This window comes from Methylobacterium sp. Gmos1 (assembly GCF_053764715.1).
In genome coordinates this window covers 103351-118493 of the sequence record NZ_JBSNCC010000005.1, presented here as the reverse complement: position 1 = coordinate 118493, position 15143 = coordinate 103351, and the positions used below count along the sequence as shown (strand labels likewise).

Below are 15143 nucleotides of genomic sequence, written 5' to 3'. Positions count from 1 at the left end.
GGGCACTCCGCCGCGACCGGTTAGAACACCGAGATCAGCACGATCCCGGCGACCATCAGGGCGGCGCCGATGAGGCGCGGCGGCCCGGCCTTGACCTGGCGCATGCCGAACCAGCCGAAATGGTCGAGCGCGACCGAGGTGAGCAGGTTCGCGGTGATGAGCAGGCCGTTGAAGGCGCCGGCCCCGACCTTGTCGACGAAGAGCAGGCCCGCGAACACCGCGACCGCCCCGGTGATGCCGGCGAGCGGCATCCACCAGCGCACGCCCGAAAGATCCTGGCGGGTCGGCAGCGGCGTGGGCTTGAGCAGGAACATCAGCGCGAAGGCGAAGACGACGGGCACGAACGACACCGTGGCGGCGAGCCAGGGGTTCACGAGCGCCCCGCGCAGCTGCGAGTTCCACACCACGCCGATCGACATCAGGGCGCCGGCGACCAGGATGAACGGGTAGAGCAGCTTGCCGCCGATGCCGTGGCTGTCCTCGTCGTCCTTCTTGGCCCCGCTGCGGGCGATGAACACCACGCCGGCCGCCATCAGCAGGCCGCCGAGCCAGGGCAGCGGCTTGAAGCCGGAGGCCTGGAGCCCGAACAGCCCGAACGCGTCGAGGGCGAGCGAGGTGATGATGTTGGCGGTCAGCGTCAGGCCGTTGAACGGCCCGGCCCCGACCTTGTCGATGAAGGCGAGCCCGCCGAACACCGCGACCGCGCCGGCCAGACCCCCGAGGGGGGCATACCAGGGCATCTTGCTCACCGTCTCGAGGGTCGGCAGCGGGGTCGGCATCACCAGGAACAGGGTGACGAAGACGAACACGATCGGCAGGAACGACACCGTGGCGGCGAGCCACGGATTGACCATCCGGCCGCGCAGCTGCGCGTTCATCGCGTTGCCGAGCGCCTGGAGCGCCCCGGCGACCAGGATGAAGGGGTAGAGGAGCGCGGCGATCGACACCGGGAAACCTTCCTGTGGCAGAGGGATCGGACGAGGCGGGGATCAGACGAGGAGAAGGCTGGCGAGCGCCAGCGCGAGGGCCGGCGGCATCACCAGCGCGCCGAGCTTGAGGAAGCTCCAGAAGCTCACGTCCTGGCCCTCGCGGCGGATCGCCGTGAGCCACAGGATGGTGGCGAGCGACCCCGTGACCGAGAGGTTGGGCCCGAGATCGACGCCGATCAGCACCGCGCCCGCGACCTTCTCCGGCACGTGGGCGGCCTGGACCGCGGCGCCGGCGATCAGGCCGGCCGGCAGGTTGTTGACGAGGTTGCAGGCGAACGCGATCAGCGCGCCGGCGCCCCAGGCGGTCTCGGCCGGCGCGGCGCTGGCGGCGCGCTGCAATGCCCCGGCGATCATCGCGAGCACGCCGGTCTTCTCCAGCGCCTCGACCAGCACGAACAGGCCGGCGACCAGCGGCAGCACGCTCCAGGACACGTCCTTGACCACCTCGACCGCGCCGCTGCCGCGCTTGAGCGCCAGCACGATCAGCGTGGTGGCGAGCCCCGCGATGAAGGTCGGCAGGCCGAGGTCGAGCCCGTAGGCCGAGGCGCCGATCAGCACCGCCCCGGTCGCCACGATGCCGAGGCCGGCGACGAGGCCGGTGCGCGACAGGGACGCGGTCTCGATGTCGGTCGCGACCTGCTGCTGGCGCAGGGTGCCGTTCTGGGTCAGGCGAAGGACGAGGTAGGTCGTCAGAATCGCGAGCACCGACGGCAGGCCGAACAGCGCGAGCCAGCGCGTCAGCGGCGGCATATGCTCGGCGAAGACCACGAGGTTCGCCGGGTTCGAGATCGGCAGCACGAACGAGGCGGCGTTGGCGATGAAGGCGCAGATGAACAGGTAGGGCAGGGGATTCTCGACCTTGGCGGCGCGGGTCGCGGCGTAGACCGCCGGCGTCAGCACCACCGCGCAGGCGTCGTTCGAGAGGAAGACCGTGACGACGGTGCCGACGAGGTAGACCAGGGTGAACAGCCGCGTCGCCGAACCCTTGGCGGTGCGCACCGCGATGCCGGCGAGCCAGTCGAACAGGCCCTCCTTCCGGGCGACCTCGGACATCAGCATCATGCCGACGAGGAACAGGTAGACGTCGGTGCCCTTGAGCACCCCCTCCCAGGCGGTGCCGGCCGGGAGCAGGCCTAGCAGCACCAGCGCGAGCGCGCCCGCCACCGCCCAGATCGCCTCCGGCCAGGAGAACGGGCGCACGATCACGCCGAGCGTGGCGAGGGCGGCGATCGCCCAGGTCGCGAGGTTGGGGCTGAGCGTCAGCGCGGCCATGGGGCGAGGGGTCCTGTGGTCATGTCGGAAAGAGGATGAGCCGAGCCGCGATGCGGCGTCGTCGCTGTCTGCCAGTGTCCCACCCGCACCCCGGGATGAGGTCGTGGGTGGGACGAGGGAGTGATGGGAGGATGTCCGAGAGTCGGAGGCCCTGCCCTCACCATTGCCGCCCGTTGCGGTTCGGCCCGAGCTGCGTACCCAGCAGCCCCCGCGCCTCCCAGGCTCCGAGCGCATCGGCATCGCTGCCGATGCCGCGGGAGGTCGGCAATGCGGTCGGGTCGGTCGCCGGCTCGATCGCGTCGGTGTCCTCGGAATCGCCGCCCGTCGCCCGCACCGCGACGACCTGCGCACCTGCCGGCCAGGTGACCTCGGCCGCGTGGCAGGGCGCCCCGTCCTCCCGCGCCATCGCCTGCCACGGCCCGTCGTCGATGCGGTACTCGACGCGCTCGGCCGGTCCCAGCACCAGGGCGCGCAGGCTGAAGCGCTCGCCGACCGCGTGGCCGGCGTCGTGCGCGAGGCGCCGGTCGGCCGGCGCGGTGATGAGCACGAACGGCCAGGGCCGGGCCAGCTCCTTGAAGCGCCAGCTCACCACGCCGCGATCAAGGGCCGCGACCGCGTAGCCGACCGGGCCCTCCTCGATCTGCCCGGTGGAGCGGGTCGCCGCGTAGATGGTGCGGCCATCATTGGCGAGCTCGTTGTAGTGGGTGTGGCCCATCTCGACGAGGCGCACCGGCCCGCGATGGACGAGGTCGGCGACCCGCGCCGCCTCGCCCTCGCCCTTCAGGTCGGCCGGGTAGCTGTGCATGAACAGGACGCAGTTCCGTCCCTGCGCGCCCTCCAGCTCGGCGGCGAGCCAGGCGACCTGGTCGGGCCCGAGGCGGAAATCCGGCCCGCCGCTGCCCGGCCCGCACATGTCGAGGAACAGGCAGCGCACGCCCCGCACATCGACCGCGTAGGGCAGGCGCGGGACATTCAGCCCGGCATAGAAGGCATCGAGGCTGCCGCCCTCCATGTCGTGGTCGCCGGTGATGACGTGGACCGGGACGCGCAACCGGTCGAGGCCCGCCCGCACCAGGGCATATTGCTCCGGAGCACCGTTATCGGCGTTGTCCCCGGGGACGAAGACGAAGTCGAGCCCGTCCGCCTCGCCGATCTGCGCGACGATCGCCTGGTAGTCCCGGGCGTTGTCGGCCTCCGCCGCGGCGAGGTGCAGGTCGCCGATATGGGCGAAGGCCAGAGGGCCGGTCATGGTCTGAGCCCTTCAGGCGGTCGCGAGGGCCGGGCGGCCGGTCGGGTCGGAGGGCGTGCCGGCCTGGGCCGGTTCGAAGCCGCGGGTCTCCGGCATCATCGTCAGGTAGAGGGCGAAGCCGAGGCCCGCGATGCCGGCGAGCGTCAGGAACGCCGCCGAGTATCCGGCCGAGACGATGATGAGGCCGGCGAGCGTCGCGCTCAGCGAGGCGCCGAGGCCTTGCGCGGTGGCCACCGCGCCCTGGCTGACGTTGAACCGGCCGGTGCCCCGGGTCAGGTCGGCGACCACGATCGGAAACAGCGCGCCGTAGACGCCGGCGCCGATCCCGTCGAGGAGCTGCACCGCCACGAGGTATAACGGGTTGTTGGAGAAGGTGTAGAGCACGCCGCGCAGCGCCAGCACGCCGAAGGCGGCGAGGAAGATGGGCTTGCGGCCGATCGCGTCGGCCTTGTGGCCGACGAACATCGCCACCGGCACCATCACGCATTGCGCCGCCACGATGCAGATCGCGATGAGCGAGGTGGCGTTGTCCTTGCCCGACAGGTGGGTGAGGAGCTGGCCGACCGAGGTCAGCATCGCGGCGTTCGAGAGGTGGAAGATCGCCGCGAGCAGCGCGAACAGCATCAGGTACTTGTTCTGCAGCAGCGCGGTCAGGCCCGACGGCTGCTCGCCGGACTGGTCCTCGGCGGAATCGAGGCCGCGGGCGAGGTCGTTGTCGATCGCCTCGTCCGGCACCATCAGCATCGCGCCGATCGACAGGGCGGCGAGCACGCCCATCAGCCAGAACACCACGATCGGCCCGAACAGGTAGGCGAGGCCGCCCGCGAGCGCCGCCGAGACGGCGTTGCCGGCGTGGTTGAAGCCCTCGTTGCGGCCGATGCGCTTGGAGAACAGTTTCGGGCCGACCACCCCGAGCGTGATGGCGGCGAGCGCCGGCGGGAAGATCGCGCCGGCGATGCCGGCGAGCGACTGCGTCGCGGCCACCGCGTAGAAGTTCGAGATGAAGGGGAGCGCTAGGCAGCTCAGGGTGACGGCGAGCGCCGCCGCGATCACGATGGTGCGCTTGTGCTGCGAGCGATCGATGAGGGCGCCGGCGGGGGTCTGGGCGATCAGGCCGGCGATGCCGGCGATCGTCATGATCATGCCGGTGGTCGCCTCGTTCCAGCCCTGGTCGGGGCCGCGCACGGCGATGAGGTAGATCGCGAGGTAGGGGCCGAGGCCGTCGCGCACGTCCGCCAGGGTGAAGTTGAGCGCGTCGAGCCCGCGCAGGGCCCGCTTCGAAGGCTGCCGATCGGGGGTTCCGGACGCAGAGACAGGGGCGGAGGGGGCGGTGCTCACCGTGATGTCTCCTTGAGGAAGGGCCGGCCGATCCGGAGCCGAGAACCGGCGAGATCGCAAAAAGTTGCTACACAAGAGGGATTAGTCTGCCGCGTCGCGCCGTAACGCCACGCGGCTTCCCGAAATCCGTCCGACCCTAGGACCGGCGGGGCGGCGGGGGCGGGGGAGCGGCACCGGGGGGTGGTGGCGGCGCATCGGGACCGCCGGGCGGGCCCGCCTCGCCGCGCGGGCCCGGTGGACGGGGCGGGCGCCCGCCGACCTCGACCATGGTGTCCGGGCCGGTCCCGAGGGCGCGCACCTCCACCACCGTGCCGAGCGGGCTCTTCGTCACCGACCCGCGGAGGCTGACGCCCTGCCCGGCCCGCAGGGTCGCGCTCAGGCGTGCAGCCTCGTGCGGCGGCAGCCGCAGGGTGGTGCCGTCGTCGAGGAGCGCGCCGTTCACCTCGCCTCGGCGCCCGTGCAGCAGGGCGGCGATGCGCCCGCTCAACACCGTCTCGTCGGCGGCCGGCTCCGGCGGCCCGAGGGTGGTGAGCGTGGCCCCCGTCGCCTCGTTGCGGATCGAGGCACCGTCGACGAGGGGAAGCGCCCGGGCGCGCATGCCGCGCACCGAGACCTGATCGCCCGGACGGACGGTGAACACCACGGCGGCGGACATTCGCGGTGGCAGCTTCACCTCGGTGCCGTCGGTGAGGATCAGGCCGTCGACGTCGCCCCGGGGGGTGAGGGTGTACTGCTTCACCGTCCCCTTGCTCTCCGGCAGGGTGCCGGGATCCCAGACCGACGTGTCTTGTGCCGCGGCCGGCGTCGCGGCGAGGATCGCGGCCGCGAGGCCCGCCGACAGATAGCGGTGCTCAGCCATCGTCATGGATGTCGCTCGTCTGCGCCGGCATCCGGCCGGCTCGAAGCGCCCTAGACAACTCCCGTGCCAGATGCCAAATCCTTGCAGGGCCTGGAGAACCCCGCGTCAAGCCAAGGTGCGGCCGTCGGGATTCCCGACATCCCCCGTCGGGTTTTCCGACACTGCCGCGTCGCGCAGGCCGTAGCGCTCGATCTTGGCGTAGAGGAGCTGGCGCTGGATGCCGAGGCGCTTGGCGGCCTGCGCCCGGTTGCCGCCGCTCTCGCCGAGGGCCCGGCGGATCATCGCCTCCTCGAGGCGCGCCACCGCGCCCGGAAGGTCGCCGTCGAGCCAGCCCGGGAGGACGGCCTCGGCGCCCGGCACCCCGTCCGGGCGGCCGGGATCGGAGAGGCCGAGGTCGTCCGCCCCGATCACCGCGCCGCGGGCCAGCACCGCCGCCCGCTCGATCACGTTGCGCAACTCGCGCACGTTGCCGGGCCAGGGATGGCGCATCAGCGCCGCGGCGGCGTCGGATGCGAGGCGCTTCGGCCCGGCGCCGCTCGCGCACAAAAAATGCTCGGCGAGGGGGAGGATGTCGGCGAGGCGCTCGCGCAGGGGCGGCAGGGTGATCGGCACGACGTTGAGGCGGTAGAACAGGTCCTGGCGAAAGCCGCCCTCCGCCACGAGGCGCGGCAGGTCGCGGTGGGTCGCCGCCACCACCCGGACGTCCACCGGGACGGGCCGGCCGCCCACCGGGGTCACCACCCGCTCCTGGAGCGCCCGCAGGATCTTGGCCTGCATCGAGGGCGGCATGTCGCCGATCTCGTCGAGGAACAGCGTGCCGCCATCCGCCTCCCGGAACGCCCCGGGCCGGTCCTGCGTCGCTCCGGTGAAGGCGCCGCGCAGGTGGCCGAACAGCTCGCTCTCGAGGAGCTCGGCGGGGATCGCCGCGCAGTTCACCGGCACGAACGGTCCGTCGCGCCGGCGGCCGTGGGCGTGGAGCGCGCGGGCCGCCACCTCCTTGCCGGTGCCGGTTTCGCCCTGGAGCAGCACCGTCGCGTCGCTGTCGGCGGCGAGCCCCACGGCCTTCTGCACCCGCCGCATCGCCTCGCTGGAGCCGATCAGGGACGACGGCGCCGCCGGGCCGGGAGCGTCCGGCGCGGCGGAGGCCGCGAGGGCCAGCATGCCGCCGATGAGCCCGGCGAGCTCGGCCCGGCCGACCGGCTTCGTCAGGTGGTCGTAGGCGCCGAGCCGCATCGCCTCGATGGTATTCTCGGCGCTGGCATAGGCGGTCAGCACCGTCACCGGCGGCGGCTGCGGCAGAGCCCGCAGGCGCTGGAGCACCGCCATCCCGTCGAGGTCGCCGGGCATGCGCAGGTCGAGGAGCACCGCGGCGATTCCCGGGTCGGCCGCCATCCGCGCCAGCGCCTCGGCGCCCGAGGCGGCGAGGACCGGGCGGTGGCCGAGATCGCTCACCGTCTCGGCCAGTCCCTCGCGCAGGGCCCTGTCGTCGTCGACGATCAGGATGCGGGCGGGGGCAGGGTCGGGGGCGAGGCGGTCCATGGCAGGTCGATCTCGAAGGTCGCGCCGGGACCCGGTGCCTCCGGAGGTGGGGCGGCGAGCCGCACCTGTCCACCATGGGCGCGGGCGATCTCGCGCACGATCGCGAGGCCGAGCCCGGTCCCGTCCGGGCGGCCGGTGACGAAAGGATCGAACAGGCGGGTCTTGAGGGCATCGGGGATGCCGGGGCCCTCGTCCGTCACGCGGATCCGCAGCCGGTCGCCCTCGCGCATCCCTGAGAGCCGCACCGTGCTCCCCGCCGGGCTGTGCTGGATCGCGTTGAGGACGAGGTTGTCGAGGGCGCGGCGGATCTCGGCCGCATCGAGCAGCGGGCGCTCGGGGGTGACCTCCGCCACCGCGACCGCGACGCCCTGCGCCCGGGCGAACTCGTCGTGGAACCGGGCGCAGTCGCGCAGGGCGAGGCCGAGATCGGTGGCGGCGAGGCTGGGGCGCCGCGGCTGGGTCAGGCTGAGCAGGTCGCGCAGCAGCCGGTCGAGGCGGGCGACCTGGTCGAGCACGAGGTCGAGGGCGGCCCGTCCCCGGGCCGGATCGGCGCTCGCCAGCGCGTTCTCGGCCTTGAGCCGGATCGCCGCCAGGGGGTTGCGGATCTCGTGGGCGATGCCGGCGGCAAGCTGGCCGAGCGCTGCAAGCCGCTCGGCCTCGGCGGCGCGGTGGCGGGCAGCGGCCAGCCGCGTGCCGGCGGCGTTCAGCGCCCCGACAAGTCGGTCGAGCTCGCGCAGGCCGGTCGGGGCGAGATGGGGCAGGTCGCCGTGGGAGAGGTCGCCGTGGGACAGGTCGCCCTCTCGCGGGCCGCCGTCGGCGTCGCGCCCGAGCTGCCCCTCCAGCCGGGCGATGCGCCGGCCGAGCAGCAGCAGGAGCCGCCCGAGGAGCAGCGCCGAGCCGAGCACGGTGGCGGCGAGGAAGCCGAAGCCGGCGAGGAGCTGGCCGTAGGCCCGGCCCTGGTCGGTGTGAACCCGCGCCATGGTCCACGCCGTCGCCCCCTGGATCGGGCCGCGCAACGGGCAGCCCTGCATCACCAGGGTCTGGGTGCGGGAGGCGCGCCGCGTCGCCACCGGCCGCTCGGCCCCCAGGGCCTCGGCGTTGACGCGCCGGATCGCGTCGATCTCGGCCGAGGGCAGGTCGGTCTTCGGCCCGGTACCCTCGTAGGTCGGGAACGCGTAGGCCGCCGAACCGCCGGCCGCAGTCCAGATCCCGCCCTCGACTCCCGGATGGGGGGCGAGCGCCGTCACCACCACGTCGGTGAGCTGGCGGGCCAGGGTCTCGTCGACCTGCGCGACGCTGCCGCTCCAGTCGGCCCCGAAGAAGGCGAAGCGGTCGCCGATCTCGCGGCAGGCCCGTGCGACCTGGACCTCGGCCTGCGCGACCTGCACGGCGGCGGACTGGGTATAGAACTCGAACAGCAGGTAGGCGGTGGCTGCCGCCGAGGCGAGGAGCAGGAACCAGAGCGCCAGGAGATGGGCGCGGAGGGAGTGGAGGCGGGGGGGCATGGGGCGACGGGCTTTGCGCGGATGTGCGGCCGGCTCGCGCGACGACCGCGCGAAGCTCCCTTCGATACGCACGCCCTTCTTCTCACACCCCCCGGCCCACGCAAATCGCCTGGGTCTACCGGGGGCTCGGTTCCTTCGCGGACCGCGATCGAGCGGTGCCGGACCGCCCGCAGGGACAAGACGTGTGTTTGCGGCGACGGGCCTTCGAACGGGAAAGGGCGCGCAGCGATCGCTGCGCGCCCTCGTCGAGATGCCGTCCTACGGCGTGAACCAGCCTACGCCTTGGCGTCGGTGGACGATCCTATGCTTCGCTCTCGAGGTCACCCGGGCCGGCCACGCCTCAGCTGCACCCGGTCGTGCCGCCGCAGGTGTCGCACTTCAGGCAGGTCCCGTTCCGCACCAGGGTGAAGTTGGCGCATTCCGGGCAGGCCTCGCCGACATAGCCCTTCATCTTCGCCTCGGCGCGACGATCCGAGACGCTGCGGCCGGGGGCCACCGGATCGGGCTTGGCGAAGGGCAGGGACTCGGCCAGCGCCTCGACCCGGCCGGCGAGCGTCGGCTCGGTCTTGAGCGCCACCGAACCCCGCACCGCGTGCACGCTGCCGCCGGCCGGCGCCGACTGGCCCGTGGTCGGGGCGGCGACGCCCGGGGTGGCGCCGGACGGACCGCCGTGGATCAGGGTCAGCCGGTCACCGGAGCCGCGCAGCAGGCCGCGCGACACGACGTTGTGGGCCGGCACCGAGTCCGATGCCGTGGGCTTGGCCGGCGTCACGCCGGTCGCCGTGTTGCCGATCTCCGAGAGGTCGACATGGGCGAGGTCGTTGCGGCCGAGATACGAGATCGCCAGCTCGCGGAAGACGTAGTCGAGGACAGAGGTGGCGTTCTTGATCGCGTCGTTGCCCTGGACGAAGCCGGCCGGCTCGAACCGGGTGAAGGTGAAGGCGTCGACGTACTCCTCAAGCGGCACGCCGTATTGCAGGCCGAGCGAGACCGAGATCGCGAAGTTGTTGATGAAGGCCCGGAGCGCCGAGCCCTCCTTGTTCATGTCGAGGAAGATCTCGCCGAGCCGCCCGTCGTCGTACTCGCCGGTGCGCAGGAAGATGGTGTGGCCGCCGATCTTGGCCTTCTGGGTGTAGCCCTTGCGGCGGCTCGGCAGCTTCTCCTGCGAGCGCAGGCGCTCGACGCGCTCGACGATCCGCTCGACGATCTTCTCCGTCACCGAGACGGTCTTGGCGACCGCCGGCTGGGCCAGCAGCGCCTCGACCACATCCTCCTCGTCGTCGGATTCGTCGCTGATGAGGGCGGCGTTGAGGGGCTGCGACAGCTTCGAGCCGTCGCGGTAGAGGGCGTTGGCCTTGAGCGCCAGGGTCCAGGACAGCCGGTAGGCGTTCTTGCAATCCTCGACCGTGGCGTCGTTCGGCATGTTGATGGTCTTGGAGATCGCCCCCGAGATGAAGGGCTGCGCCGCCGCCATCATGCGGATGTGGCTCTCGACCGAGAGGTAGCGCTTGCCGATCCGGCCGCACGGATTGGCGCAGTCGAAGACCGGGTAGTGCTCCACCTTGAGGTGCGGCGCGCCCTCGAGCGTCATCGCCCCGCAGACGTGGACGTTGGCGGCCTCGATGTCCTTGCGGCTGAAGCCGAGGAAGGCCAGCAGGTCGAACGACGGGTCGGCGAGCTTGTCGGCCGGCACCTTCAAGGTCTGGGTGAGGAAGTCCTCGCCCAGCGTCCAGCGATTGAACACGAACTTGATGTCGAAGGCCGACTTCAAGCCCGCCTCCACCGCCGCGATCTTGTCGTCGGTGAAGCCCTTGGCGCGAAGCGAGCCGGGGTTGATGGCCGGCGCCTGGCCGAGGGAGCCGTGGCCGACGGCGTAGGCCTCGATCTCGGCGATCTCGGCCTCGCGGTAGCCGAGGCTGCGCAGGGCGTCCGGCACCGCCCGGTTGATGATCTTGAAGTAGCCGCCGCCGGCGAGCTTCTTGAACTTCACCAGCGCGAAGTCGGGCTCGATGCCGGTGGTGTCGCAATCCATCACGAGGCCGATCGTGCCGGTCGGCGCGATCACCGTGGACTGGGCGTTGCGGTAGCCGTGCTCCTCGCCGAGCTGCAACGCCCGGTCCCAGGCCGCACGCGCGCGCTCCACCAGCTCGCCCTGCGGGCAGCCGGCATGGTCGAGCGGCACGGGGTTGGTGTTGAGGAACTCGTAGCCCTCGGCCTCGCCGTGGGCGGCGCGGCGATGGTTGCGGATCACCCGCAGCATCGCGTCGGCATTCTCCTCGTAGGCCGGGAACGGACCCAGCTCCTTCGCCATCTCGGCCGAGGTGGCGTAGGACACGCCCGTCATGATCGCCGTGAGCGCACCGGCGAGCGCCCGGCCCTCACGGGAATCGTAGGACAGGCCCATGGTCATCAGGAGGCCGCCGATATTGGCGTAGCCGAGGCCGAGCGTGCGGTACTTGTAGGAGAGGTCGGCGATCTCGCGGCTCGGGAACTGCGCCATCAGCACCGAGATCTCGAGGACCACGGTCCAGAGCCGGCACAGGTGCTCGTAGCCCTCGACGTCGAAGCGCTTGGCCTGACGGTCGTAGAGCGCCAGGAGGTTGGCCGAGGCAAGGTTGCAGGCGGTGTCGTCGAGGAACATGTACTCGGAGCACGGGTTCGAGGCCCGGATCCGCCCGCCCGCCGGGCAGGTGTGCCAGTCGTTCATCGTGGTATTGAAGTGCAGGCCCGGATCGGCCGAGGCCCAGGCGGCCTCCGCGATCTTGTCCCACAGATCGGCCGCCTTGACGGTCTTCGCCACCTTGTTGGTCGTGCGGTGGGTCAGCGTCCAGTCGCCATCCGCATCGACGGCGCGCAGGAAGTCGTCGGTGAGCGAGACCGAGTTGTTCGAGTTCTGGCCGGCGACGGTGAGGTAGGCCTCGGAATCCCAGTCGGTGTCGTAGATCGGGAACGAGATGTCGGTGTAGCCCTGGCGGGCGTACTGGATCACCCGCTTGATCGCGGCGTCCGGCACCATCGACTTGCGGGCGGCCTTGACCTCGCGCTTGAGCGCCGGGTTGCGCTCGGGGTCGAAGCAGGCGTCACCCGCGGCCTCGCAGTTGACGCAGGCCTTCATCACCGCCTTGAGGTGCTTGGACACCACCTTGGAGCCGGTGACGAGCGCGGCGACCTTCTGCTCCTCCTTGACCTTCCAGTCGATGAAGGCCTCGACGTCCGGGTGGTCGATGTCGACGATGACCATCTTGGCGGCGCGGCGCGTGGTGCCGCCGGACTTGATCGCGCCGGCGGCCCGGTCGCCGATCTTCAGGAAGCTCATCAGGCCCGACGACTTGCCGCCGCCGGCGAGCTTCTCGTTCTCGCCGCGCAGCCGCGAAAAATTCGAGCCGGTGCCCGAGCCGTACTTGAACAGGCGGGCTTCCCGCACCCACAGGTCCATGATGCCGCCCTCGTTGACGAGGTCGTCGGCGACGGACTGGATGAAGCAGGCGTGGGGCTGCGGGTGCTCGTAGGCGGTGGCCGACTGGGTCAGCTCGCCGGTCTTGTAGTCGACATAGAAGTGGCCCTGCGCCGGGCCGTCGATGCCGTAGGCCCAGTGCAGGCCGGTGTTGAACCATTGCGGCGAGTTCGGCGCCACCATCTGGCGGGCGAGCATGGCGCGCAGCTCGTCGTGGAACGCGGAGGCGTCCTCCTCGCTCGAGAAGTAGCCGCCCTTCCAGCCCCAGTAGGTCCAGCAGCCGGCGAGCCGGTCGAAGACCTGCGTCGCCGAGGTCTCGGAGCCGGTGCGCTCAGCCTCGGGGAGGGCGGCCAGCGCCGCCTCGTCCGGCACCGAGCGCCACAGGAACGACGGGACGCCGTTCTCCTCGACCTTCCTCAGCGCCGCTGGGACGCCGGCCTTGCGAAAGTACTTCTGGGCCAGCACGTCGCAGGCGACCTGGCTCCAGGCCTCCGGCACGTCGATGCCGTCGAGGCGGAAGACCACCGAGCCGTCGGGATTGCGGATCTCGCTCACCGCCTTGCGGAACGGGATGCTGGCGTAGGGCGACTGCCCCGCGGTGGTGATGCGACGCTCGAACCGCATGGGATACTCTCCGGTCACGAACAGCCGGGGACCGCCCGCATGGAAGCGGGGTCCGCCGGTTACAGGAATGGCGGGGCGCTGGAGGCTCGGCGGACGGACGCGACCCCGCTCAAGGGATCGCCCGTCCTCTGGCTTGGAAACTACCGACCCTGGCGGCCACACGTCAACAACTTGTGTCGACGGACTCCGTTCCTCCCTACATATAGTGTCAGGGGCCGGATTCCTGTGGATAGCGCCGAACCCCGCCGTAAGCCCTCGGAGGGTATGGCGGATTCGCCGCGGCGCCTCGCGCCGCCCACAGCCGGCGGGCTAGTGGACCACCGACTTGTTCACAGACCGTTGACGATTCGGGCCGGCGGAACCCGTCGCCGGCGCGGTTCCCGCACGGATTTTCGCTGCGACGCGGGACGTGCTGGACATCCGGGGGCCATCTCACCATAGTCCCGCGCGACGTAAGGGGGGCCTCCCTCCCATTCCCGGGGGCGTTAGCCCAGAGACGGTCGCGATGGCGCTGAAAGACACCCTGCTTCGGATCTTCACCTGGTGGAGCGGCTCGACCGTCAGCCTGGAATTCTACACCAAGCGCCGCGGCGGCTTCGTGGGCACGGACGAGCTCGGCAACCGCTACTACCGGGCGCAAGGCCCGCTGATTGACGCCTCGGTCGGCTCGGAGCGGCGCTGGGTGATCTACAACGGCTACGCCGACGCCTCGAAGGTGCCGCCGGGCTGGCGCGGCTGGCTCTGCCACGCCACCGACGTCCCGCCCTCCGAGGAATCCTACGTCCCGCGCGAGTGGCAGAAGCCGCACGAGGAGAACCTCACCGGCACGGTCGCGGCCTACCGGCCGCGGGGCTCGCAGCTCTCCTACGGCCAGCGGCCGGCGGCGACCGGCGACTACGTGCCGTGGGTCCCGGGCGAGTAGAGTCACCCGCCCTTTTTCCACCATCCTCCTTGTGTCTATCGCGGGCGGGCCGACGGGGCCCGCGCGCCCGATCGGGTCGGGCGCGTGAGGCCGGGGAAGGCCTGCCGAACTTACGATCCGGGAGCGACTGGGTTTTGAGCCGCATGACCGCACGCCGCGCCGCGGGCGCCTTCCTGCTCCTCGGCGCTGCCGTGCTCGCCGCCGCGGCGCCGGCCGAGGCCGACAAGATCCGCAACCCGACGGCGGTTTTCTCCGGCCTCGACAAGATCACCGGCCGCATCGTCTCCTTCGAGGTGGCGGTGGACGAGACGGTGCAGTTCGGCGCGCTCCAGCTCACCCCGCGGGTGTGCTACACGCGGCCCCCGACCGAGAGCGCCAAGACCACCGCCTTCCTGGAGGTCGACGAGGTCACCCTCGAGAACAAGTACCGCCGGATCTTCACCGGCTGGATGTTCGCCTCGAGCCCCGGCCTACACGCGATCGAGCATCCGATCTACGACGTCTGGCTCGTCGACTGCAAAGGCGGCACCGACATCGTGGCCGAGCCGAAGGAGCAGGAGGACGCCCCGGTCGCCGCGGCAAAGCCCGAGGGCCGCAAGCGCCGCGAGCAGGCCCGCGGCGAGGAGGCACCGCGCTCGCGCCAGGTCAACCGACAGGGCCAGGTCGACGTCGAGCCGCTGCGCGGCACCCCGGTCCAGCCGCGCCAGTCGCCGTCGCGGCGCTTCTTCCCGACCAACGACGCACCCCCGCCCGGCGCCGACCCGATGAACCCGAACCCGCGCTGAGGCGCGGGTGAGCCCGGGGGAGGGGGCGATCCTCCGGAAGGGACATGGTCGAGGGCAATCAGGCCGGCTGTCCGGGTCTCGTAAGCGCACAAAGCTTGAGCACCGCTCCCGGGCGGCGCATCTTTGAGCGCCGCCCCCTGACCGATTTCACGTCTTCCTGCTGCGATCTGCGGCGCCGTGCTGTACGCTGAGGCAGGGACGCCCGCGCGAGACGGGCGCCCGGAGGATGCGGATCCGAGGGAGACGACCATGCGCGACATCGCACGGGCGCATGACGCGCCGTTGCCGAAGGCGGAGAGCACCCCCTGGTGGTCCGCGATGCCCCTCGACCTCTGGGGCGTGGTGCTGGCGGTGATCGCCGCGGGCGGGCTCAAGCTCGCGGGCATCCTCCCCTAGAGCATTCTCCGACGAAGCGGATACCGGTTCGTCGAAGAGAATGCGGCACAATCATAGACCTGGAGAGCTTCGCGAGCGCTACGCGATCGTGAAGCGCTCCAGACGGTCCTGCCCCGGGCTCTCCACGCCGCCGTCGCACTCTCGCCAAAGCCTCGGACCAGATTTCCCTGCAAGAGTTTCGCAAGGAACAGCCGGCACGATCCATGCCTGG

The 15143-nt window shown here is 71.5% G+C and carries 11 protein-coding genes; 3 read left to right on the top strand and 8 right to left on the bottom strand.

Going from position 1 to position 15143, the window contains the following annotated elements; genetic code table 11:
• Positions 1–20: 20 nt before the first annotated feature.
• The 8 genes from ACS5PV_RS12445 to ACS5PV_RS12410 form a co-directional block, all read right to left on the bottom strand.
• On the bottom strand, positions 21–947 hold the full coding sequence (locus tag ACS5PV_RS12445) for a DMT family transporter (RefSeq protein ID WP_455395639.1): 927 nt from the start codon (positions 945–947) through the stop codon (positions 21–23).
• A gap of 42 nt (positions 948–989) precedes the next feature.
• Positions 990–2261, bottom strand: a complete 1272-nt coding sequence (locus ACS5PV_RS12440) for an arsenic transporter (RefSeq protein ID WP_455395638.1) — start codon at positions 2259–2261, stop codon at positions 990–992.
• Positions 2262–2418: 157 nt separating this feature from the next.
• Entirely contained in the window at positions 2419–3510 is a 1092-nt protein-coding gene (locus tag ACS5PV_RS12435; RefSeq protein ID WP_455395637.1) for a metallophosphoesterase family protein, read from the bottom strand.
• Between the two features lie 12 nt (positions 3511–3522).
• Entirely contained in the window at positions 3523–4848 is a 1326-nt protein-coding gene (locus ACS5PV_RS12430; protein ID WP_455395636.1) for an MFS transporter, read from the bottom strand.
• A 136-nt stretch (positions 4849–4984) separates the two neighbouring features.
• Entirely contained in the window at positions 4985–5713 is a 729-nt protein-coding gene (locus ACS5PV_RS12425) for a hypothetical protein (RefSeq protein WP_455395635.1), read from the bottom strand.
• 99 nt (positions 5714–5812) lie between these two features.
• Positions 5813–7246: a sigma-54-dependent transcriptional regulator gene (locus ACS5PV_RS12420; protein ID WP_455395634.1), complete on the bottom strand. Its 1434-nt coding sequence runs from the start codon at positions 7244–7246 to the stop codon at positions 5813–5815.
• Positions 7204–8751: a sensor histidine kinase gene (locus tag ACS5PV_RS12415; protein WP_455395633.1), complete on the bottom strand. Its 1548-nt coding sequence runs from the start codon at positions 8749–8751 to the stop codon at positions 7204–7206. The genes ACS5PV_RS12420 and ACS5PV_RS12415 overlap by 43 nt, the downstream gene beginning before the upstream one ends.
• A 340-nt stretch (positions 8752–9091) precedes the next feature.
• Positions 9092–12829 carry a vitamin B12-dependent ribonucleotide reductase gene (locus ACS5PV_RS12410; RefSeq protein ID WP_455395632.1) on the bottom strand — a complete coding sequence of 1246 codons (3738 nt, stop codon included), beginning with the start codon at positions 12827–12829 and terminating at the stop codon, positions 9092–9094.
• Between the two features lie 505 nt (positions 12830–13334).
• Here ACS5PV_RS12410 and ACS5PV_RS12405 point away from each other — a divergent pair.
• The 3 genes from ACS5PV_RS12405 (at position 13335) to ACS5PV_RS12395 (ending at position 14932) form a co-directional block, all read left to right on the top strand.
• Positions 13335–13751: an NADH:ubiquinone oxidoreductase subunit NDUFA12 gene (locus ACS5PV_RS12405; RefSeq protein WP_455395631.1), complete on the top strand. Its 417-nt coding sequence runs from the start codon at positions 13335–13337 to the stop codon at positions 13749–13751.
• Between the two features lie 134 nt (positions 13752–13885).
• Positions 13886–14536 (top strand): DUF2155 domain-containing protein, encoded by a 651-nt coding sequence (locus ACS5PV_RS12400; RefSeq protein WP_455395630.1) that lies wholly within the window; start codon positions 13886–13888, stop codon positions 14534–14536.
• Positions 14537–14785: 249 nt separating this feature from the next.
• Positions 14786–14932: a hypothetical protein gene (locus ACS5PV_RS12395; protein WP_455395629.1), complete on the top strand. Its 147-nt coding sequence runs from the start codon at positions 14786–14788 to the stop codon at positions 14930–14932.
• The last annotated feature ends 211 nt before the right edge of the window (positions 14933–15143 follow it).